Genomic DNA, 20,636 nt, shown 5'->3' with positions numbered 1-20,636 from the left:
GTGTCAGCGCAACAGCGGCGTGTCGAGCACGCGCGACGAACGGCCCATCACGTCCTCGACCGCGGCCGCGAGGTCTTCGCGCGACACCTCGCGGACATCGACAAGCTGGTGCATGACGTCGTCGAGCGATTTCTCATCGTTCGTCGTTCGACGGATCTCGCGGTCGAGCTCACGGAACAGGCCGACGGCGCGCGCGGTCTGCGGGCCCCAGCTGCGCACACCGGTCAGCGTGCGGACGTTGCGGCCGTGGTTCTGCATCCACTCGAAGGCGCGGTCGCGGCGCTGGTCGCTGAGCAGGCCCGCGCGATTGAGCAGGGTGATCGAGTAGAACTCGGCGCTGCCTTCGGCGATCCAGTCGTCCCCCTCGACGCCGCGGATGCGGGTGACGAGATGGACAAGCTCATGCACCAGCGTGGAGGTGCCGTTCTCGCTGATGAGCGGACGGTCGGCATGCAGGTAGAGCGAACGCGGGCCGGAAAGACCGCCACGCCACATCGGATCGCCGGCGCTGACGATCAGGATCTTCGACGGCAGGTCGCCGAACGCGGCGCGCATCTCCGGCGCGACGAGGTTGAGGAAGGCCAGCGCGTCGTTGCGGCGCACGGGGTCGCCCACCGGGCCGGCGATGCTCACCTCCATCCCGTCGATGAACTCGCGTCGCGTGCCGACGGAGCCGGCGATCATCCAGCCCACCGGACGGTCGAAGCGGCGCTCCGCATTCACCACCACGAAGCCCTTGCGGTCGCGCGTGTGCACGAAGGGCGTGTCGACATTGGTCCAGCCCGGAGGCAGGTCGAAGAACAGACGCGCCGAGGAATCGGAACCGGCCGTAGTCCGCACCGACATCGAGGGGACGAGGTCGTCGCCGCGGACGATGACCCAGTCGCGCGTCATGCGGGCGTCATAGCCCCCGCCGCGGCGCTGGTGGTCCACCTTGTAGCGCCAGCGCAGCGTCGAGGCACGGCGCGGGTCGGGCTCCCAGGTCCAGCGGTCGCCGGTGTTCCTCAAGATGCCGCCCTGGGCGCGCACCTGCGAGTAGCGCGACGGGTCGAAACGCACTTCGAGGTGGGTGGTGCGGCCGCTACCCGGGGTGTGCGTCATCGCGACGTCGGCCACGCCCTGCGCTGGCACGAAGGCCACCCGGTAGTCGATGTCGTAACGCGTGCGCTCGGCGGCATGGAGGGACGACGCGAGCAGCAGGCACAGCAGGACGAGGCGGATCAGGGCGGTCATGGGTGCGGGGCCAAGGCCGTGGACGGCGAACGGCCCGCAGTATGCCCAAGCCTCAACGCCGCTGGCGGCACCATTCGGCCAGCAGCACGGACGTCGCCGAGGCCACGTTCAGGCTTTCCACGCGGCCGCTGCCGGGAATGCCCACCGTGCGTGAACAGGCGGCCGCAACAGCGAGGTCCAGGCCTTCGCCTTCGGCACCCAGCACCCACACGCAGCGCGGCGGCAGCGGCAAGGCGTACAGATCGTCGCCACCGCGGACCACGGTCGCCAGCAGCTGGAAGCCCAAGCCCTGAAGCTGCGTGGCGGAGTTGTCGCTACGCCCGAGCCGCACCAGAGGCACCGCCTCGGCGCCGCCTTCGGCCACGCGCACCGCGGCGCCGGAAAGGGCCAGCGGCGAGTCCTTGGGCAGCAGCACCGCGGCGACGCCGAAATGCGCGGCCGAGCGCAGGATCGCGCCGAAGTTGTGCGGATTGCCCACGCCGTCGAGCCACAGCAACTGGCAGGGGCCGGCGGGCAGGTCGCGCAAGAAGGCCGAAAGCCCAAGTTCGTCCGGGCGGCGCATCGCCATCACCACGCCCTCGTGGTGCTGCGTGCCCGCGACCTTGGCCAGTTCGTCGGCATCGACCACCGTGTAGCCGCGGCGATTCGCCACGCACCACGCCATCACGTCGCGCATCTCGCCCATGCGCTCGGCGAGCAGCCAAAGCTTGCGAAGGTCACCGGGGCGCGCGGCGAACGCGGCCCGCACGGCGTTCAAACCGAACAGCCGGACCTCATCGTCGTTCCGCGGCGGACGCGGGCGCGCGGCCTCCTCGGGGCGATCAGCACGCTCCGTCCGCCCGGGTGGCGAACGGCGACCCGGCCACGGCGTGCGCGGCGGGCCGCTCATGCCTTGGCCTCGCCATCGACGTCGACGTGCAGGGTTTCGAGGCGGTCGAGTTCACGGCCACGGGCTTCGGGTGCCTTGGTGCAGGGCGCCACGCGCTGGTAGAGCGCCGGGATCACGTAAAGCGTGAGGAAGGTCGACAACGCGACGCCGAACACGATGACGATGCCGATGGCGTTGCGCGACGCGGAGCCCGCACCGCCACCGAACATCAGCGGCAAGGCACCGGCGACGGTCGCGATCGAGGTCATCAGGATCGGGCGCAGGCGGATCGACGAAGCCTCGATCACGGCGTCGCGCACGCTGCGTCCCTCGTCGCGCAGCTGGTTCGCGAACTCGACGATGAGGATGCCGTTCTTGGCCGCAAGGCCGACCAGCATGATCAGGCCGATCTGGCTGAACAGGTTGATGCTCGCCCCGGGGCCCCAGAGCCCGGCCAAGGACAGCAGGTGCATGCTCCAGAGCCCGAACAGCGCGCCGAGCACCGCCAGCGGCACGGTGAGCATGATCACGAACGGGTGCGCGAAGCTTTCGAATTGCGCCGCCAGCACGAGGTAGACGATGAGCAAGGCCATCGCGAAAGCGAACAGGATGGCCGCGCTGCTCTGCTGCGCCTCGCGCGCCTCGCCCTTCCAGCCGAGCTGGGCGTTCGGCGGCAACACGCGGGCGGCGGCGTCCTCCACCCAGGCGGTCGCTTCGCCCAGCGTGTAGCCAGGGGCGAGCGAGGCGGAGATGGTGATGGCGCGCAGGCGGTTGAAGCGATTCAGGCTGCCGGGTTCGGCGAGTTCGCGGAAGGTCACCAGCGAGGCCATCGGGATCAGCTGCCCAGCCGAGGAACGGACATACAGGCCATCGAGATCCCGTGGCGTGGCACGGTCATCGGCCTCGGCCTGGAGGATGACGTCGTACTCCTCCCCGCCATCGACGTAGGTGCCGACGCGGCGCGAACCCATCATCGTCTCCAGCGTGCGGCCCACGTCCTGCACCGAGACCCCCAGGGCCGCCGCGCGTTCGCGATTGATGTCGATGCGCAACTGCGGGCGCGTTTCCTTGTAGTCCGAGTCGGCGCCGAACATCTGCCGGTTCGACTCCATCTCCTTCAGGAGCGCGTCGCGCCACTGCGCCAGCTCGCCGTAGTCGGGTCCGCCGAGGACGACCTGGAACTGCTGGCCGCCGCGCGAACGCGTCAGGCCCGAGCGGGCGATCGGCCGCGCGACGACGCCCGGCACCGCGGCCAACTGGCCCCGGAGGTCGTTGACCACGTCGTTCGTGGTCACGTCGCGCTCGTCCCAGAGCTTCATCAGCACGATCGCATTGCCGGTGTGCATGTCCTGCTGACCGCCGCCGAAGCCGCCCGGCACGCGGGCGATCACACGATGGACCGCGCCGTCCTCCTTGGCGTTGTCGAGCAGGATCGCTTCCACCTGCTGCATCTGCTTCACGGTGTAGTCGAAACCTGCGCCTTCGGGGCCGGCCACCGAGACGAAGAACGAACCGCGGTCCTCCGGCGGCGCCAGTTCGGTGGGAACGATGCGGAACAGCACGACGCTGAGCACCATCGCACCGACGGAAATCGCCGCAAAGACCCCGGTGCGCCCGACATGCCGCTCCAGTGAACGCCTGTAGGCGGCGGTGATCCGACCGAGCACGCCATCGACCTTCGCCGCGAAGCTGCCCGACTCGGGGCGGTGCGGCTCGAGCAGCAGCGAGCACATCATCGGCGTCAGGGTGAGGGCGACGAAGGCCGAAATCGCGATGGCACCGGCCAGCGCGACCGCCAGTTCGCGGAACAGGCGTCCGTTGTTGCCTTCGAGGAACGCGACCGGGACGAAGACGGCGACCAACACGGCGGTCGTCGCGATGACCGCGAAGGCCACCTGACGCGTTCCGCGGCGCGCGGCGACAAGTCGCGGTTCGCCGAGGTCGACGCGGCGCTGGCAGTTCTCCAGAACCACGATGGCGTCGTCGACCACGAGGCCGATCGACAGCACGATCGCCAGCAGGGTGAGCAGGTTGATCGAGAAGCCGAAGGCCCACAATGCGATGAAGGCCGCAGTGAGGCAGACCGGCAGAGTCACGGCCGGGACGAGGGCCGCGCGCACGCTGCCGAGGAACAGCCAGATCACGATCAGCACCAGCACCAGGGCCTCGCCGAGCGTCTTCCACACCTGGAACACCGACACCTCGATGAACTGCGTCGAGTCGAAGGCGACGCCCATCGAGATGTCGGGCGGCAGCGTCGCGCTGATCGCGTCGAGCTCCGCGCGGACGGCGCGGGCCACGTCGATCGAGTTGGCGGTCGACGTCTTGATGATCTGGAAGCCGACCTGCGGCTCGCCGTTTCCGCGGAACCACGCCCGGCGTTCGGCGGCCTCGCGGTCGACGCGCGCGACATCGCCGAGGCGAACGACGGTGCCTTCGCGGCCATTGGCCAGCACCAGGGCCGAAAAGTCCTCGGGGGTCTGGTAGGCGCGCGACATGCGCAGGACGAAGTCGCGGGTCGAGGATTCCAGTTGGCCGGCAGGCAGCTCGACGTTCTCCCGCCGCAGGGCACTCTCGACGTCGTTGACGGTCAAGCCGCGGGCCGCAAGGGCCGTGCGGTCCAGCCACACCCGCATCGCGTAGCGCTGGCCGCCGCCAAGGCGTGCGCTGGCCACGCCGGAGATGCTGGAAAAGCGATCGAGCAGGTAGCGCTCGGCATAGTCGGTCAGGCCGAGGATGTCGCGCTCGGCCGAGGCGACGTAAAGGAACATGATCGGCTCTGCGTCGGCCGAAACCTTCGCGACCTGCGGTGGGTCGGCCTCTTCCGGGAGGCGGTCGATGACACGGCTGACGGCGTCACGCACGTCGTTCGCGGCGGATTCGATGTCACGGCTCAGCGTGAATTCGAGGCTGACGTCGGAGCGGCCGTTGCGCGACGAGCTCTCGATCAGGTCGACGCCTTCGATGCCGGCGACCGCATCCTCGAGCACCTGGGTGATGCGGCTTTCGACGACCGCCGCGGACGCGCCAGGGTAGTCGACCTGCACCGAGACGACCGGCGGGTCGATGTCGGGCAACTCGCGCAGGGTGAGCTGGGAGAACGCGATCAGTCCGATGACGATCAGCAGCAGGCTCATCACCGTCGCCAACACCGGGCGGCGGATCGAAAGATCGGAGAGCACCATGGTCGGACTCCTCAGCCGCGCGCCGGCGGCGCGCCGGCGGTGTCGGCCGGGCCGTCGCCCGTCCCGCCCACGGCGGCCTCGACGATCTTTTGGCCCGGTCGCAGCTTTACGGTGCCGTCGACCACCACGCGGTCACCGGCTTCAAGGCCTTCCAGCACCTCGACGCGGCCGGCTTCGCGGGCGCCGAGCTTGACCGGCGCCATCTGCGCAACGCCCTCAGCATCGACGCGATAGACGAAACTGAGGCTGCCGTTCTGCTGCACCGAGATTTCCGGCACCACCAGCGCCTCGCGCTCGGTCTGAAGCACCGACAGGGTGAGCAGCATGCCAGGCAGCAGCTTGCCGTCGGTGTTGTCGACGGCGGCGCGGACGATGACCGAGCGCGTCGCGATGTCGATGCGCGAATCAACGCTGAGGATGCGCCCGAAGAACACCTCGCCGCGCCACGCGTCGCTGCGCGCCTCGACGACGAGGCCGTCCTTCAGCTTCGCGAGGTGCACTTCCGGCACCGAGAAATCGACCTGCATCGTGTCGATGGCGTCGAGCGTGGTGATGGTCGTGCCCGGGCCGAGGAGTTGGCCGGTGCTGACTTCCCGCAGGCCGAGCACGCCGGCGAACGGCGCCACGATCGCGCGGTCGGAGACGCGCGCCATCGCCTGCTGCACTTGGGCCTGCGCGGCATCGCGCGCGGCGCGCTGGGCGTCGAGCTGGCTGGTGGGGATGAGCTTCTGCTCGGCCAGCTGGCGCTGGCGGTCGTACTGGCGCTGCGCTTCGCGGTAGGCGGTGCGCGCCGCATCGAGGTCCGCCACATCGCCCCCCACGTCGAGGTCGACGAGCACCTGGCCCGCCTCCACGCGCTGCCCACTCTCGAACCGAACGCGTTCGACGCGCTCCGAGAGCTTCGAGGTGATGGCGATCGACTCGCTGGCGCGCGCCGTGCCGATGGCATCGAGTCGGTCGGTCCAGGTCGTCGTGGCCGCGGGCTGCGTCGTCACCACCGCCGGCGGGCCGCCAGGGCCGCCAGGGCCGCCCCCGACATTGCCGCCGCAGGCCACGAGGCCGAGCAGGCCGATCATCAAAAGAGGGGACCGCAGGTTCATTCGCATTCCTTGGTTTGCAGCCCGGGCCGACGGGGCATCAGGGGGCGAAGAATGCACGAAGAAGCGTCAGGGTCGCATCGAAGCCCGTAGCTCTCCTGCAACAGTGCATTGCAGCAACGTACTCGCCAGTGGGAAAAAGGCGGATGCAGCGACGGATCGAATGACGCAGCGTTGCGGCACGAACAAAGGCGCCGGCCCGAGGGCCGGCGTCTCAGAAACCTGATGCGAAGCGGCGGTCATGCCGCCCGCGGAGGGTTGGGGAGCCGATCAGCCTTCCCACTCGCCCAGCGCAGCCAGGCCGTTTTCCTTGGCGCGGGCGTAGACGACCTTCTGGGCTTCCGCGACGTTGTTCGCCGGATCCTTGCCCCAGATCTTCAGCGCGGCGGCCTGCATGGCGCGGCCGTAGCTGAAGCTCAGCGGCCAGGGGTTGCCCTCGAGCTGGTTCATCTCATTGAGGTGGCGAGTGGCCTGCTCGTCGCTCTGGCCGCCGGAGAGGAACACGATGCCCGGCAGGTTGGCCGGCACGGTGGCCTTGAGGCAGTGGACGGTCTGCGCGGCCACTTCCTCGGCGTCGGCCTGCTCTTCGCAAGCCTTGCCCGAGATGACCATGCTGGCCTTCAGGATCGTGCCCTCAAGCATCACGTTGTGCTCGTAGAGCGCCGAGAACAGGCTGCGCAGCACGGCTTCGGTGACGTCGTAGCAGGTGTCGATGTCGTGGTCGCCGTCGATCAGCACTTCCGGCTCGACCATCGGCACGATGCCCGCTTCCTGGCACAGGGCGGCGTAGCGGGCCAGCGCGTGGGCGTTCGACTCGATGCAGGTGCCGGTCGGGATGTCCTCGCCGATCGAGATGACGGCGCGCCACTTGGCGAACTTGGCGCCGAGCTTGGCGTACTCCTGCAGGCGCTCGCGCAGGCCGTCGAGGCCTTCGGTCACGGTCTCGCCCGGGCAGCCGGCCAGCGCCTTCGCGCCGGTATCGACCTTGATGCCCGGAAGGATGCCGGCGTCCATCATCACCTTGGCGAACGGCACGCCGTCCTTGGTGCTCTGGCGCAGGGTCTCGTCGAACAGGATGGCGCCCGAGATGTAGTCGGACAGGTTCGGCGTGGTGAGCAGCATCTCGCGGTAGGCGCGACGGTTCTCTTCCGTGTTGGCGATGCCGACCGAGTCGAATCGCTTGCCAATGGTGGCGGTGGATTCGTCGATGGCGATGATGCCCTTGCCGGGGGCGACCATGGCCTGGGCGATGTCAGCGAGTTCTTCGATGCTCATTAGCGGGGGCTCGGCGGGTGGGAAAGACCCCAGATTATAGCCGAGCGCCCCGAGGCGCCGTTCCAATCGATTTCAATACCCCCACGCCCCGGGCACGGTGGGGGCTAGAGCTCGCCGAGCCCCTCGACATGCCCGCCCACGCCGATCTCGAGCAGGCGCAGGGTGTTCGTGGCGCCCCGACGCTCCATCGAGTCGCCGTTGGTGACGATGATGCGGTCGCCGGCGTCGAGCAGGCCGAGGTCGTGCAGCTGCTTGGCCGCGGAACGGGCCGCCACGCCCGGCGACAGGCCGCGGGTGTCGAAGTGGATCGGGAAGACATCGCGCATCAGCGACATCTTCCGCCGGGCCTCGTCGAAGCGGCTCAGCGCGAACACCGGAACCTGCGAACGGAAACGCGACAGGTGCCGCGCCGTGCCGCCGGATTCCGTCAGCGCGACGATGCCCTTCAGCTCGATGTGCTCGGTGAGGAACATCGTCGCCATGGCGATGGCTTCGTCGGCGCGCGTCAGGCCGCGGCGAGCGGCTTCGAAATCGGTGTCATGTCGGAACTGGCGCTCGGCGCCGAGGCAGATGCTGGCCATGGCCTCGACCGACTTGACCGGGTAGAGGCCGCTGGCCGTCTCGGCCGAAAGCATCACCGTATCGGTGCCGTCGATGACGGAGTTGGCGACGTCGAGCACTTCGGCGCGGGTCGGGATCGGGTTGTCGACCATCGACTGCAGCATCTGCGTCGCGGTGATGACGATGCGATTGCGCGCCACCGACTCGCGGATGATCTTCTTCTGCAGGCCGGGCAGCTCGGCGTAGCCGATCTCCACGCCGAGGTCGCCGCGCGCGACCATGACCACTTCCGCGGCCTCGACGATCTCGACGAGGTTTTCGATCGCTTCCGCGCGTTCGATCTTGGCGACGATCTGCGCATCGGAACCGGCGGCACGCGCCAGCTCGCGGGCCAGCTCGATGTCGGCCGCCGAGCGGCAGAAGGAGACGGCGATGAAATCCGCGCCCAGCTTGGCGGCGGTGGCGATGTGGCCGCGGTCCTCGTCGGTGAGCGCCCCAAGGCTGAGGCCGCCGCCGAGGCGATTCAGGCCCTTGCGGTTCGAGAGCGCGCCGTCGGTCATCACCTCGGTGTGGACGACGTCGCCGGCGACCTTCTCGACACGCAGGCTGATCAGGCCGTCGTCGAGCAGCAGGGTGTCACCGGGCCCAACGTCGCGCGGCAGGCCGAGGTAGCTGCAGCCCACCTGCGTGGCATCCCCGGGCGGCGCGTCGGCGCGGCAGACGAGGGCGAAAGCCTGGCCAGCCTTGAGCAGCACCTTGCCTTCGGCGAACTTCTCGATGCGGATCTTCGGGCCCGGCAAGTCGGCCAGCACGCCGATCTCGCGACCCGTGCGGGACGCGACGGCGCGGACCGCGGCGATGCGCTGTGCATGGTGCTCTGCGGTGCCGTGGGAGAAGTTCAGGCGCACGGCGTTCAAGCCAGCGGCCAGCAGCGCGTCGATGACGCCCGGCGCATCGGTGGCCGGACCCAGGGTGGCAAGGATTTTGGTGCGGCGCAGCGGCTGGCTCATGGTCACGCGGCATGGAAGGGAGTGCCGTCTAACCTATCAGCATTCCCGGACGCCCAATCATGCTTACGTTTGCATTCCCTCCGGCGCGACGCCGACGACGCCTCGCCTTAGCCGGCGCGCTGTTCCTCGCCTTCGATGCGCTACTGATGGGCGTGGCCATCGCCTGGATCACCCGTGGCGAACAAATCGGACTCGCCGTGGCGCTCGCCGGTGCAGGGGCCGGTGTGTCCTGCCTGCTGGCCTGGGTGCTGTCGCGTCCGCCGCTGGCGACGCTCATCGACGGCACGTTGCGGATCGAGGCCGCGCACCGGACGTTCGTTCTGGACCGCGACGCGCTGCGGGCTGCGCGGATCGACGAACTCGACCTCGCCGCCCTGCCCCGCGAGGCCCTGCCCAAGCCGCTGCAGGGCACGTCGCGCTGGTCCACCGGCGATGCGATGGGCTGGCAGTCCGACGGCAACGGCAGGCCGGTGTTCTGCGCCATCACCCGCCTCGGGCCCGCGCTGCGGATCGATGCCGGCGAGGCCGGGGTCCTTCTCTGGACCCCGACCGAACCGGACGCGGCGCGACGGGCGATCGCCGACGCCACCGTGGGCTGACTCAGCCGCCCCGCGCTTCCAACGCCGCTGCCGCCGGCAGGGTCTTGCCTTCGAGGAACTCGAGGAAGGCACCGCCGCCGGTCGAGATGTAGCTGACGTCCGCCTCGACGCCGTACTTGTCGATGGCGGCCAGCGTGTCGCCGCCGCCGGCGATCGAGAAGGCCTTCGAGGCCGCAATCGCGCGCGCCAGCGCCTCGGTGCCCTTGCCGAAAGCGTCGAACTCGAACACGCCCACCGGGCCGTTCCACACCACGGTGCCGGCCTTGGCGATCAGCTCGGCGTAGCGGGCGGCGGTCTTCGGGCCGATGTCGAGGATCATGTCGCCGTCCTGCACGGCGTCCACTGCGCGCACCGTGGCCGGGGCATCAGCGGCGAAGGCCGGGGCCACGACCACGTCGTCCGGCAGCGGGATCGAGGCGCCGCGCGTCTTGGCCTTCTCGACGATGGCGCGGGCGGTGTCGAGCAGGTCCATTTCCACCAGCGACTTGCCGACCTTGTGGCCGGCCGCGGCGATGAAGGTGTTGGCGATGCCGCCGCCAACGATCAGCTGGTCGACCTTGTCGACGAGGCTGCCGAGCAGTTCGAGCTTGGTGCTCACCTTTGAGCCAGCGACGATGGCCAGCAGCGGGCGCGCCGGGTGGGCCAGCGCCTTGGCCAGCGCGTCGAGCTCGGCCATCAGCAGCGGGCCACCGGCGGCGACCTTGGCCGCGCGGATGACGCCATGCGTCGAGGCCTGCGCGCGGTGCGCGGTGCCGAAGGCGTCCATGACGAACACATCGCAAAGCGCGGCGTACTTGGCCGACAGCGCGGCATCGTCCTTGCCCTCGCCGACGTTCATGCGGCAGTTCTCGAGCAGCACCACCTCACCGGGCTGCACGGCCACGCCATCCACCCAGTCGCGCACCAGCGGCACCGGGCGGCCGAGGTGGGCGGAGAGGCGCTCAGCCACCGGCGCCAGCGAGTCCTCGGCGGTCCACTGGCCTTCCTTCGGGCGGCCGAGGTGCGAGGTCACCATCACCGCGGCGCCCTTCTCGAGGGCGAGGCGGATCGTCGGCAGCGATGCCGTGATGCGCTGCTCCGACGTCACCTTGCCGTCGTCGATCGGCACGTTGAGGTCCTGGCGGATCAGGACGCGCTTGCCGGCGAGATCGAGGTCGGTCATGCGGAGGATGGCCATGGGGGCTCCGGGGCAGTGGGAAGAAAGACGCGCATTGTCGCATCGTCGGCGGCGCGGCTAGCATGGCCGCATGGACGGAAAAGCCCTGCGCGCTGCGACCCTCGACGACGCCCTCGCGGCCCTGCGCCGCGGCGAGCCGATCGGCCTCCCCACCGAGACGGTGTACGGCCTTGCCGCCGACGCCCACGACCCGGCGGCCATCCGACGCATCTACGAACTGAAGGGTCGGCCCTCCGACCACCCGCTGATCGTCCACGTGGCCGACGCCGTCACGGCCTCGCGCTGGGCCGGCGACTGGCCAGACGCCGCCGAAGCGCTGGCCGAAGCCTTCTGGCCGGGGCCGCTCACCCTGATCCTGCCGCGCGCGGCGAACGTGCCCGACGAAGTCACCGGTGGTCAGGACACCGTCGGCCTGCGCGTGCCGGCGCATCCGGTGGCGCAGGCCCTGCTGCGCGCCTTCGAGGGCGGCGTGGCCGCGCCTTCGGCCAACCGCTTCGGCCGGCTGTCGCCAACGACCGCAGCGCATGTGCGCGAGGAGTTCGGCGATGCCGTGCCGATCGTGCTCGATGGCGGCGAATGCGAGATCGGGCTGGAAAGCACGATCGTCGATCTCTCGACGGACACGCCGCGCATCCTGCGCCCGGGCAAGATCAGCCGCCCGGAGATCGAGGAAGTGATCGGCCCCGTGGCGGAAGGCAAGGACGGCGACAGCCCGCGCGCCTCGGGCACGCTGGCCTCGCACTACGCGCCGCGCGCCAGCGTCGAGGTGCTCGCGCGCGCACCGCTGGTCGCCCGATTCCACGAGCTCGCCAAGCGCGGGCAGAAGGTCGCCGCCCTGCTGCGCGGCCAGCCCTTCAAGGACATCGACGGCGAAGTGCTGCCCAGTGACCTCGCCGGCTACGGCCATGCGCTCTACGCGGCGCTGCGCCGGCTCGACGCCCGCGGCTTCGACGTGCTGCTCGCCGAGCTGCCGCCGCACACTGCGGCCTGGGCGGCAGTGAACGACCGGCTGAAGCGCGCCGCGGCGCCGCGCGACGCCGATGGCACCTGAGCGCCCGCGCGTCCTGATCCTCGGTGGCGGCTTCGGCGGCCTCGCCGCCGCCAAGGCCCTGAAGGGCGCCGCGGTCGACGTCACGCTCGTCGACCGTACCAACCACCACCTGTTCCAGCCCCTGCTCTACCAGGTCGCCACGGCCGGGCTGGCGGCCCCGTCGATCGCCGCACCCATCCGCCACATCCTGCGCGGCCAGCGCAACGTCACGGTGCTGATGGGCGAGGTGGTCGACATCGACCTCGCGGCGCGCTCGGTGACGCTTGCGGAAGGCGGCGTCCTCGGCTTCGACCATCTGGTCGTTGCGACCGGCGCCACGCATTCCTACTTCGGCCGCGACGACTGGGCCACGCATGCGCCGGGCTTGAAGACGCTGGCGGACGCGCAGGGCATCCGCGCGCGCCTGCTCGAGGCTTTCGAGCATGCCGAGCGCAGCACAGATGCCGCCGAGCGCTCTGCGCTGCTGCGCTTCGTGGTGATCGGCGGCGGGCCGACCGGCGTCGAAATGGCCGGCACGCTGGCCGAGATCGCGCGCCACACGCTGCAAGGCGAGTTCCGCGGCATCGACCCCGCGACCGCGGAAATCCTGCTGCTGGAAGGCGGCGCTCGGATCCTCGCCGCCTATCCCGAAGCGCTCTCCGCCAGCGCGAAGCGCCAGCTCGAAAGCCTCGGCGTGCGCGTCCGGCTGGGCGCGAAGGTCGTCGGCATCGATGCCGAGGGCGTCGACGTCGAACGCGAGGGCGTCCGCGAACGCCTGCCAACGCGAAACGTGGTGTGGGGTGCCGGCGTCAAGGCGTCGCCGCTGGGCGCGCTGCTGGCGAAAGCGGCTGGGATCGATCCCGACCGTGCCGGACGCGTGCCGGTAACGTCCGACCTCTCGCTAGTCGGGCATCCCGAAGTGCAGGTGATCGGCGACCTCGCCGCGCTCAGCATCGATGGGCAAGCAGTCCCCGGCATCGCGCCGGCGGCCAAGCAGATGGGCCAACACGCGGCCCGGAACGTCATCGCCCACCTTCGCGGACGTGCGACGACGCCCTTCCGTTACCGCGAATACGGCTCGATGGCCACCATCGGCCGGCACCGCGCCATCGGCGTCATCGGCGGGATGCGCTTCACCGGCCTGCTCGCCTGGTGGCTGTGGCTGTTCGCGCACATCGTTTTCCTGATCGGCTACCGCAACCGGCTGGTCGTACTGATGGACTGGGCCTCGCAGTACTGGACCATGCAGCGTCATGCGCGGGTGTTTTCGCCCCGCGACGAGGCGCCCTGACGCCGTTCAGCCCTCAACCAGCCGCACTTCGGCCGTCGCCAGCCGCTTGAGCGCGGATCGCCGCTGCCGGTGCTCCCACGTGTCGAACAGCACCCACTCGACCGGCCGCCACAGCGCGACCCAGCCGAGGATCAGCAGGCCCTCGCGCAGCACCTCGGCGATGCCGCCGCCTTCCGCGAAAAGCCCGCGAAGGCCGAGCGCGGCGAGCAGCACGACGACCCCCAGCAGCATCGCGAAGCGGTGCATGCGCGCACGCGCGGCGCGGCGCTTGTCGGCGCGCGCCCACAGCCAGCCGAAATGCGTGTGCACGGCCTCGGCCACTTCGGATTCGCGCGCCACCAGAGCCGGGGGCACGCAGACACGGAGCCGCAAAGGCTCGTCGCCCGGCGCGTCCTCCGCACACTCCAGCAGGTAGGCCTCGGCGGCGCGATCCAGCGCCTTGTCGCGGAACGGCGCCGGGTCGAGCAGGTCGTAGAGCTGCTCGAGGCGTTCGAGGCGGATCTCGATGTCGGCCATGGCCCCCTGCTGGGGAGGCTTACTTCGCCGCCATCAGCGCCAGCGTGGTGTCCAGCATGCGGTTGCTGAAGCCCCACTCGTTGTCGTACCAGCTGAGCACCTTCACCAGCGTGCCGCCCATGACGCGGGTCTGCGTGCTGTCGTAGATCGAGCTGCGCGGGTCGTGGTTGAAGTCGACCGACACCAAGGGCTTCGTATTGATACCGAGAATCCCCTTCAGAGCGCCGTTCGAGGCTTCGAGCACGGCGGCGTCGATCTCTTCCTTGGTCGTGGCGCGGGCGGCCACGAACGAGAGGTCGACCACCGAGACGTTGATCGTCGGCACGCGCATGGCGAAGCCGTCGAGCTTGCCGTTGAGCTCCGGCAGCACCAGGCCAACCGCGGCGGCGGCGCCGGTCTTGGTCGGGATCTGGCTCATCGTGGCCGAACGGGCGCGGCGCAGGTCGGAGTGGTAGACGTCCGTCAGCACCTGGTCGTTGGTGTAGGCGTGGATGGTCGTCATCAGGCCGTGGACGATGCCCACCTTCTCGTGCAGCACCTTGGCGAGCGGCGCGAGGCAGTTGGTGGTGCAGCTGGCGTTGGAGATGACGGTGTCCGAGGCCTTCAGCACGGCGTGGTTCACGCCGTAGACGACGGTGGCGTCGACATCGGCGGCGCCCGGAGCGGAGATCACGACCTTCTTGGCGCCACCGGCGAGATGCGCACCGGCCTTGGCCTTCGAGGTGAAGATGCCGGTGCACTCCAGCACCACGTCGACGCCGTTCGCGCCCCACGGCAGCTTAGCCGGATCGCGTTCCGCGAACACCTTGATGCGGTCGCCATTGATGACGAGATCGCCGCCGTCCACAGCGACGGTACCCGGGAACTTGCCGTGGGCCGTGTCGTACTGCGTCAGGTGGGCATTGGTCTCGGCGTCGCCGAGGTCGTTGATCGCGACGATCTGGATCTCACCGTTCCGCTGCGACTCGTACAGCGCGCGGAGGACGTTGCGACCGATGCGGCCGTAACCGTTGATGCCGACCTTGATGGCCATGGAGCGCTCCTGTGGGCGTTGAGGGGGAAAGCGCGCTAGTTTACCCGCCCTTCCCGCGGCCCGCCCCACCCTCTCTCCGCTATGCCCGCCCCTGCACGCCCCTTCGCCCGCCGATCCACCGCCCTGCTGGCGGCCGGCCTCGCCCTGATGTCGCTGCTGCCCCACACGGCGGCGGCCTGGGGCTTCGACGGGCACCGCGTAGTCGGGACGCTGGCGGAGTCGGAGCTGAGCCCGGCCGCTCGCGCCGAAGTGGCCCGCCTGCTGGCCGGCGAGCTGGAGCCGACTCTGGCGGGTGTCTCCACCTGGGCCGACACCGTCCGGGACGACCCGGCGATGCGCCACACCGGCCGCTGGCATTGGGTGAACCTGCCGCGCACCAACCCCTGCACCTACGACGCCGCGCGCGACTGCCCCGGCGGTGACTGCGTGGTCGGCGCCATCGCCGCCCAGCGCGCGATCCTCGCCGACCGCTCCCGCAGCGACGCCGAGCGCCGCGACGCACTGAAGTTCCTCGTGCATTTCGTCGGCGACGTGCACCAGCCCTTCCACGCGGGCTTCGGCTTCGACCGTGGCGGCAACCAGACGCAGCTGCGCTTCGACCGGCAGGGCTGGAACCTGCACAGCCTCTGGGACAGTGCGATGGTGAAGCACGCGGGCCTCGAACCCGCCGCGTACGCGCGGCAGCTGCGCGGCGGCCCGGCCCTGCCCGCGGATGCCACGCTGGCCCTCGCCCATCCGGAGGAACGCTGGGCGTTGGAGAGCTGCCAGGCCATCCACGACGACGGGCTTTATCCGGCCCGGCGGACGGTGGGTCGGGGCTACCTCGACCGACATCGGCCGCTCGCGGAAACGCGCCTTCGACAGGCAGGAGCGCGGCTCGCCGCAGTGCTCGACGCGGCGCTGGCGCCCGCTGATTGACGTCGATCAAACGCGCCGTTGATCGACATCAACGGGGCCTCGAGGCACTCGTCGCAGGATGGCCGGGACCGCACAACGGCCTTGTCCACAGGAGTCCTGAGATGAACCGCTTCCGCCTTCCGCTGATCGCCGCCCTCGCCCTCGCCGCGGGCTCCGCCCATGCCGCCGACGACTGGTTCGTCCGCGCCGGCGCCACCAATGTGAACCCGACCTCGGGCAACGGCACGCTCGCCGGCACGCTCGCGCTCGACATCGACGCGCAGACGACGCTGGGCTTCACCGTCGGCCGCTACTTGAACGACAACTGGGCGGTTGAGCTGCTGGCCGCGGCACCGTTTAGTCACACCGCAACGCTCAACGGCGCCCGCTCGGTCGACTTCAAGCACCTGCCGCCGACGGTGAGCCTGCAGTACTACTTCGGCGGCCGCGAGGCGACGGTGCGTCCGTTCGTCGGTGCCGGCCTGAACTACACGTGGGTGTACGACGAGCAGGAGCGCGGCCCGGTCGCCGGTACGCGCGTCGATCTCGACAACAGCTGGGGCCTCGCTGCCCAGGCCGGCCTGCTGTGGAACATCAGCGACGCTTGGCACGCCACCGCCGACGTGCGCTGGATCGACATCGATGCCGACGCACGCCTCAACGGCACCAGCATCGGCACGGCGAACGTCGATCCGCTGGTCGTCAGCCTGATGCTCGGCACCACGTTCTGATCGACGGCTCGCGGCACGCCGGCACGGGATACGCTGTGTCCTTCCCGGGACGACGCCACCGCGAGCCATGAGCGACCCTTTGTTGCACCGGGCCTCCCGCGCCTCCCCCGCGGGATCGCCCACTCCCGATGCGGCGCTCGATGGCGCCATCGATCGCATGCTCACGCACGCCGGCCACCACTTGGTGGTCGGCGCGCCTTTGGGCCTCGGCAAGCCGCACCGCGTGCTCAACGCGCTGTGTTCGCGTATCGCCGCCGACGCCAGCCGACGCCTCACGATCCTCAGCGCCCTGTCGCTGTCTCGGCCACGAGCGAAGGCCGGGCTGGAGCGGCGCTTCCTCGCCCCCTTCGTCGATCGGCATTTCGGCGCCGATTTCGAGGACCCGGCGTGGTTCCTCGCGCAGCAGCGCGACGCCCTGCCGCCCAACATCGAGGTGCAGGAGTTCTACCTGCCTTCCGGCGCCTTGCTGGGCTCGAAGCAGGCGCAGCAGCACTACGCCAGCCTCAACTACACGCACGCGGCGCGCGGCATCGCAGCGCGCGGCTGCAACATCGTCGTGCAGTCGGTGGCGCGCGGCCCCGACGGACGGCTCTCGCTGTCCTGCAACCCCGACCTCACCTTCGATCTGATCGATGCGCTGGCGGCGCGCGGCCTGCCGCGCCCGCTGATGGTGGCCGAGGTGCACCCCGACCTGCCCTACGTCGAACGCGGCGCCTCGGTCGATGCCGGCTTCTTCGACATCGTTCTCGAACCGGCCCCGCTGCCACCGCTGTTCGCCGTGCCGCGCCAGCCGGTGTCGCTCGCGGAGTTCGCCATCGGCCTCTACGCCAGCACGCTGGTGAAGGACGGAGGCACCCTGCAGATCGGCATCGGCGCGCTGTCGGATGCCCTCACCCACGCCCTCGTGCTGCGACACACGCGCAACGCCGACTACCGCCGGATCCTCGACGCGCTGTGGCCGGGGGCGGCGACGTCCTCGCTGGTGCGCGACACCGGCGGCCTCGAACCCTTCGAGCACGGCCTGTTCGGCTGCAGCGAAATGGTGATGGACGGCTTCCGCGTGCTGGCCGAGGCCGGCGTGCTGAAGCGCGCCGTCGTGCCCGATGCCGCGGCGCAAGGGCGACTCGATGCCGGCACCGCCACGCCCGCCGACCTCGCGCTGCGCGAGGCGCAAGGCGAAGTACTGCATGGCGGCTTCTTCCTTGGCAGCCGTGACCTGTACCGCTGGCTGCAACGCATCGGCAGCGCCAACAGCGCCTTCCGCCTGCGCATGACGCGCATCAGTGAGATCAACCAGCTCGGCACCGACGATGCCCCGCTGCGGGCCGCCCAACGCCGGCACGCCCGCTTCATCAACACCACGATGATGCAGACGGTACTTGGCGCCGCCGTGTCCGATGGGCTCGCCGACGGCCGCGTGGTGTCCGGCGTGGGCGGGCAATACAACTTCGTGGCCATGGGCCATGCCCTGCCGGACGCGCGCTCGATCCTGCTGTTCCGCGCCGTGCGCGAAAGCGGCGCCGACGTGTCCAGCTCCCTGCTCTGGCATTACGGGCACACCACCATTCCGCGCCACCTGCGCGACGTCGTTATCAGCGAATACGGCATCGCCGACCTCCGCGACCAGGGCGATGCCAATTGCATCCGCGCGATGCTGGCCATCGGCGATGCCCGATTCATGCCGGAACTCGCGGCGAAAGCCATCGCCGCCGGCAAGCTCGACCGTGCGGATCCACCCACGTGGTCCCGCAACACGCCCGAAGCGATCGATGCCGCGCTGGCACCGTTCCGCCGCGAAGGCCTGCTGCCCGAGTACCCGATCGGCAGCGACTTCACGCCGGTGGAGCAGGATCTCGTGCGGGCGCTCGGCCTACTGAAGCGCGACACCGCGACGCGCAGCGGAAAGGCCCGCGCACTATGGGGCGCAGTTTGGCTTGACGAGTCCCGGGCCGAGCCCCGCGAAGACGCCGCCATCGCACGGATGGGCTACGACGGCCGAGAAGGCTGGCGCGAGACGCTTGAGCGGAAACTCCTGCGCGCCGCCCTGAGGGCGACGCGCCCGGACTGATCAGCGCAGGGCTTTCGCCGCCGCCACCACGTGGTCGACGGTGAAGCCGAAGTGCTTCATCAGCACGTCGCCCGGGGCCGACTCGCCGAAGCGGTCGATGCCGATCACCGCGCCGTCGAGGCCGGCGATCGCGCGCCAGTGCTCCGTGCTGCCGGCTTCCACCACCACGCGCTTGCGGCACCACGCCGGCAGCACGCCCTCGCGGTATTCCAGCGGCTGGCGCTTGAAGGCCTCGAAGCAGGGCATCGAAACCACGCGCGCGGCGATGCCCTCCTCGGCCAGCTTGACGGCGGCGAGGCGGGCCAACTCCAGCTCCGAACCGGTGCCGACGAGGATGACGTCGAACTTGGCCGAGGCCGGATCGCTGAGCACGTAGCCGCCGCGCGCGATGTCGGCCACCTGCTCGGCCGTGCGCTGCTGGTGGGCGAGGTTCTGGCGCGAGAACACGAGGCTCGAGGGGCCGTCCACGCGCTGCAACGCGCAGGCCCACGACATCGCCGACTCCACCGCATCACCCGGACGCCAGACGTCGTGGTTCGGGATCAGGCGCAGCGAGGCGAGGTGCTCGATCGGCTGGTGCGTCGGGCCGTCCTCGCCGAGGCCGATCGAATCGTGCGTGTAGACGTGGATCGAGCGCACCGGCAGCAGGGCGCTCATGCGCACCGCGTTGCGGGCGTAGTCGGAGAACACGAGGAAGGTCGCGTCAAACGGGATGAACCCGCCATGCAGCGCGAGGCCCGAGCCGATCGCGGTCATGCCGAACTCGCGCACGCCGTAGTGCACGTAGCGGGCGTCCGCGTCCGTGGTGGTAACGGCCTTCTGGCCCTTCCACGTGGTGAGGTTGGAATGCGCGAGGTCGGCCGAGCCACCCACGAGCTCCGGCAGGCGTGGGGCGAAGGCCTCGATGGCCATCTGCGAAGCCTTGCGCGAGGCCACGACAGGGCCTTCGGCCTGCAGCTTGGCGATGTAGTCCTTGGCGGCCTGCGCGAAGTCCGCCGGCAGCTCGCCGGCCATGCGGCGCTCGAACTCGGCGGCGAGTTCCGGATGCGCGGCCTTATACGCGGCGAAGCGGGCGTTCCACGCGGCCTCGGCCTTGGCGCCGCGCTCGAGGGCGTCCCAGGCGCTGCGGATCTCGGCTGGGATCTCGAAGGACGCGTGCGGCCACTTCAGGGTCTCACGCGTCAACGCAACCTCGTCCTTGCCCAGCGGCGCGCCGTGGCTGCTTTCCTTGCCCTGCTTGTTCGGCGAGCCGAAGCCGATGTGGGTGCGGCAGCAGATCAGGGTCGGACGGCCGGTTTCGGCCTTGGCCGTGGCGATGGCCTGCTGGATCTCCTCCGGGTCGTGGCCGTCGACGGTCTTGATCACCTGCCAGCCGTAGGCCTCGAAGCGCTTCGCGGTGTCGTCGGTGAACCAGCCCTGCACCTCACCGTCGATGGAGATGCCGTTGTCGTCCCAGAAGGCGATCAGCTTGCCCAGGCCCCAGGTGCCAGCCAGCGAACAGACCTCGTGCGAGATGCCTTCCATCAGGCAGCCGTCGCCGAGGAAGCACCAAGTGTAGTGGTCGACGACGGCGTGGCCGTCGCGGTTGAAGCGCTGCGCCAGCAGGCGCTCGGCCAGCGCCATGCCCACGGCGTTGGCGATGCCCTGCCCCAGCGGGCCGGTGGTGGTCTCGACGCCGACAGTGATGTGGCGCTCCGGATGGCCGGCGGTCTTCGAATGCAGCTGGCGGAAGCGCTTCAACTCGTCGAGCGGCAGGTCGTAGCCGGCGAGGTGCAGCAGGGCGTACTGCAGCATCGAGCCATGGCCATTCGACAGCACGAAGCGATCGCGGTCCGGCCACTTCGGATTCGCCGGGTTGTGCGTGTGGTGATCGTTCCACAGCACTTCCGCGATATCGGCCATGCCCATGGGCATGCCGGGGTGGCCCGACTTGGCGGCCTCGACCGCGTCGATGGCAAGGAAACGGACGGCGTTCGCGAGGTCGCGGCGGGCAGGACGGGTCATCGGCGGCAGGCCTGGGCAGGAGGCGGAAAGGGAGGCCGACGACCCCGGTTCGCGAGGCGCG

The 20,636-nt window shown here is 70.1% G+C and carries 16 protein-coding genes; 6 read left to right on the top strand and 10 right to left on the bottom strand.

Annotated features, from left to right (window positions below):
* Positions 1–3: 3 nt before the first annotated feature.
* From O9255_RS14085 to pyk, 6 genes are all read right to left on the bottom strand, one after another.
* Positions 4–1,233 carry a hypothetical protein gene (locus O9255_RS14085; RefSeq protein ID WP_297867503.1) on the bottom strand — a complete coding sequence of 410 codons (1,230 nt, stop codon included), beginning with the start codon at positions 1,231–1,233 and terminating at the stop codon, positions 4–6.
* 52 nt (positions 1,234–1,285) lie between these two features.
* On the bottom strand, positions 1,286–2,122 hold the full coding sequence (locus O9255_RS14080) for a TrmH family RNA methyltransferase (RefSeq protein WP_297867502.1): 837 nt from the start codon (positions 2,120–2,122) through the stop codon (positions 1,286–1,288).
* Positions 2,119–5,286, bottom strand: coding sequence for an efflux RND transporter permease subunit (locus O9255_RS14075; RefSeq protein ID WP_297867501.1), 3,168 nt, complete (start codon positions 5,284–5,286; stop codon positions 2,119–2,121). Before O9255_RS14075 ends, O9255_RS14080 begins: the two co-directional genes overlap by 4 nt.
* An 11-nt stretch (positions 5,287–5,297) precedes the next feature.
* Positions 5,298–6,386: an efflux RND transporter periplasmic adaptor subunit gene (locus O9255_RS14070; RefSeq protein ID WP_297867500.1), complete on the bottom strand. Its 1,089-nt coding sequence runs from the start codon at positions 6,384–6,386 to the stop codon at positions 5,298–5,300.
* 267 nt (positions 6,387–6,653) lie between these two features.
* Positions 6,654–7,658 carry a class I fructose-bisphosphate aldolase gene (locus O9255_RS14065; protein WP_297867499.1) on the bottom strand — a complete coding sequence of 335 codons (1,005 nt, stop codon included), beginning with the start codon at positions 7,656–7,658 and terminating at the stop codon, positions 6,654–6,656.
* A 104-nt stretch (positions 7,659–7,762) separates the two neighbouring features.
* Entirely contained in the window at positions 7,763–9,229 is a 1,467-nt protein-coding gene (gene pyk, locus O9255_RS14060; protein WP_297867498.1) for a pyruvate kinase, read from the bottom strand.
* Between the two features lie 59 nt (positions 9,230–9,288).
* On the opposite strand from pyk, the gene O9255_RS14055 reads away from it, so the two are divergent.
* Entirely contained in the window at positions 9,289–9,828 is a 540-nt protein-coding gene (locus O9255_RS14055) for a hypothetical protein (protein ID WP_297867497.1), read from the top strand.
* A gap of 1 nt (position 9,829) precedes the next feature.
* Here O9255_RS14055 and O9255_RS14050 read toward each other — a convergent pair whose 3' ends face one another.
* Positions 9,830–11,005 carry a phosphoglycerate kinase gene (locus O9255_RS14050; protein WP_297867496.1) on the bottom strand — a complete coding sequence of 392 codons (1,176 nt, stop codon included), beginning with the start codon at positions 11,003–11,005 and terminating at the stop codon, positions 9,830–9,832.
* A 70-nt stretch (positions 11,006–11,075) separates the two neighbouring features.
* On the opposite strand from O9255_RS14050, the gene O9255_RS14045 reads away from it, so the two are divergent.
* Together O9255_RS14045 and O9255_RS14040 are read left to right on the top strand one after the other, a co-directional pair.
* Positions 11,076–12,056, top strand: coding sequence for an L-threonylcarbamoyladenylate synthase (locus tag O9255_RS14045; protein ID WP_297867495.1), 981 nt, complete (start codon positions 11,076–11,078; stop codon positions 12,054–12,056).
* Positions 12,046–13,326, top strand: coding sequence for an NAD(P)/FAD-dependent oxidoreductase (locus O9255_RS14040; RefSeq protein ID WP_297867494.1), 1,281 nt, complete (start codon positions 12,046–12,048; stop codon positions 13,324–13,326). The genes O9255_RS14045 and O9255_RS14040 overlap by 11 nt, the downstream gene beginning before the upstream one ends.
* 6 nt (positions 13,327–13,332) lie before the next feature.
* Here the strand turns inward: O9255_RS14040 and O9255_RS14035 are convergent, their stop codons facing one another.
* Positions 13,333–13,842 carry a hypothetical protein gene (locus tag O9255_RS14035; RefSeq protein ID WP_297867493.1) on the bottom strand — a complete coding sequence of 170 codons (510 nt, stop codon included), beginning with the start codon at positions 13,840–13,842 and terminating at the stop codon, positions 13,333–13,335.
* 19 nt (positions 13,843–13,861) lie between these two features.
* A complete protein-coding gene (gene gap / locus O9255_RS14030; protein WP_297867492.1) occupies positions 13,862–14,875 on the bottom strand; it encodes a type I glyceraldehyde-3-phosphate dehydrogenase in 1,014 nt (337 codons plus the stop codon).
* An 81-nt stretch (positions 14,876–14,956) separates the two neighbouring features.
* Between gap and O9255_RS14025 the strand changes: the two genes are divergently transcribed.
* The 3 genes from O9255_RS14025 to O9255_RS14015 all read left to right on the top strand — a co-directional run bounded on the left by O9255_RS14025 (position 14,957) and on the right by O9255_RS14015 (position 18,571).
* Positions 14,957–15,793, top strand: a complete 837-nt coding sequence (locus tag O9255_RS14025; protein ID WP_297867491.1) for a S1/P1 nuclease — start codon at positions 14,957–14,959, stop codon at positions 15,791–15,793.
* 101 nt (positions 15,794–15,894) lie between these two features.
* On the top strand, positions 15,895–16,503 hold the full coding sequence (locus O9255_RS14020; protein WP_297867490.1) for an OmpW family outer membrane protein: 609 nt from the start codon (positions 15,895–15,897) through the stop codon (positions 16,501–16,503).
* Between the two features lie 157 nt (positions 16,504–16,660).
* Entirely contained in the window at positions 16,661–18,571 is a 1,911-nt protein-coding gene (locus O9255_RS14015) for an acetyl-CoA hydrolase/transferase C-terminal domain-containing protein (RefSeq protein ID WP_297867489.1), read from the top strand.
* On the opposite strand, the gene tkt is transcribed toward O9255_RS14015, so the two are convergent.
* A complete protein-coding gene (gene tkt, locus O9255_RS14010) occupies positions 18,572–20,575 on the bottom strand; it encodes a transketolase (protein ID WP_297867488.1) in 2,004 nt (667 codons plus the stop codon).
* Positions 20,576–20,636 lie beyond the last annotated feature (61 nt).

Source organism: Silanimonas sp., from assembly GCF_027530345.1.
In the GTDB taxonomy this organism is placed as follows: domain Bacteria; phylum Pseudomonadota; class Gammaproteobacteria; order Xanthomonadales; family Xanthomonadaceae; genus Silanimonas.
The sequence above is the reverse complement of the archived record's forward strand: the minus strand, read 5'-3'. Positions and strand labels throughout refer to the sequence as shown.

Coding starts and splice junctions, on each gene's coding strand:
- O9255_RS14085 (WP_297867503.1), bottom strand. CDS start 1,233: ATGACCGCCCTGATCCGCCTCGTCCTGCTGTGCCTGCTGCTCGCGTCG.
- O9255_RS14065 (WP_297867499.1), bottom strand. CDS start 7,658: ATGAGCATCGAAGAACTCGCTGACATCGCCCAGGCCATGGTCGCCCCC.
- O9255_RS14070 (WP_297867500.1), bottom strand. CDS start 6,386: ATGAACCTGCGGTCCCCTCTTTTGATGATCGGCCTGCTCGGCCTCGTG.
- O9255_RS14050 (WP_297867496.1), bottom strand. CDS start 11,005: ATGGCCATCCTCCGCATGACCGACCTCGATCTCGCCGGCAAGCGCGTC.
- O9255_RS14035 (WP_297867493.1), bottom strand. CDS start 13,842: ATGGCCGACATCGAGATCCGCCTCGAACGCCTCGAGCAGCTCTACGAC.
- tkt (WP_297867488.1), bottom strand. CDS start 20,575: ATGACCCGTCCTGCCCGCCGCGACCTCGCGAACGCCGTCCGTTTCCTT.
- O9255_RS14080 (WP_297867502.1), bottom strand. CDS start 2,122: ATGAGCGGCCCGCCGCGCACGCCGTGGCCGGGTCGCCGTTCGCCACCC.
- O9255_RS14055 (WP_297867497.1), top strand. CDS start 9,289: ATGCTTACGTTTGCATTCCCTCCGGCGCGACGCCGACGACGCCTCGCC.
- O9255_RS14025 (WP_297867491.1), top strand. CDS start 14,957: ATGCCCGCCCCTGCACGCCCCTTCGCCCGCCGATCCACCGCCCTGCTG.
- O9255_RS14075 (WP_297867501.1), bottom strand. CDS start 5,286: ATGGTGCTCTCCGATCTTTCGATCCGCCGCCCGGTGTTGGCGACGGTG.
- O9255_RS14040 (WP_297867494.1), top strand. CDS start 12,046: ATGGCACCTGAGCGCCCGCGCGTCCTGATCCTCGGTGGCGGCTTCGGC.
- O9255_RS14015 (WP_297867489.1), top strand. CDS start 16,661: ATGCTCACGCACGCCGGCCACCACTTGGTGGTCGGCGCGCCTTTGGGC.
- gap (WP_297867492.1), bottom strand. CDS start 14,875: ATGGCCATCAAGGTCGGCATCAACGGTTACGGCCGCATCGGTCGCAAC.
- pyk (WP_297867498.1), bottom strand. CDS start 9,229: ATGAGCCAGCCGCTGCGCCGCACCAAAATCCTTGCCACCCTGGGTCCG.
- O9255_RS14020 (WP_297867490.1), top strand. CDS start 15,895: ATGAACCGCTTCCGCCTTCCGCTGATCGCCGCCCTCGCCCTCGCCGCG.
- O9255_RS14045 (WP_297867495.1), top strand. CDS start 11,076: ATGGACGGAAAAGCCCTGCGCGCTGCGACCCTCGACGACGCCCTCGCG.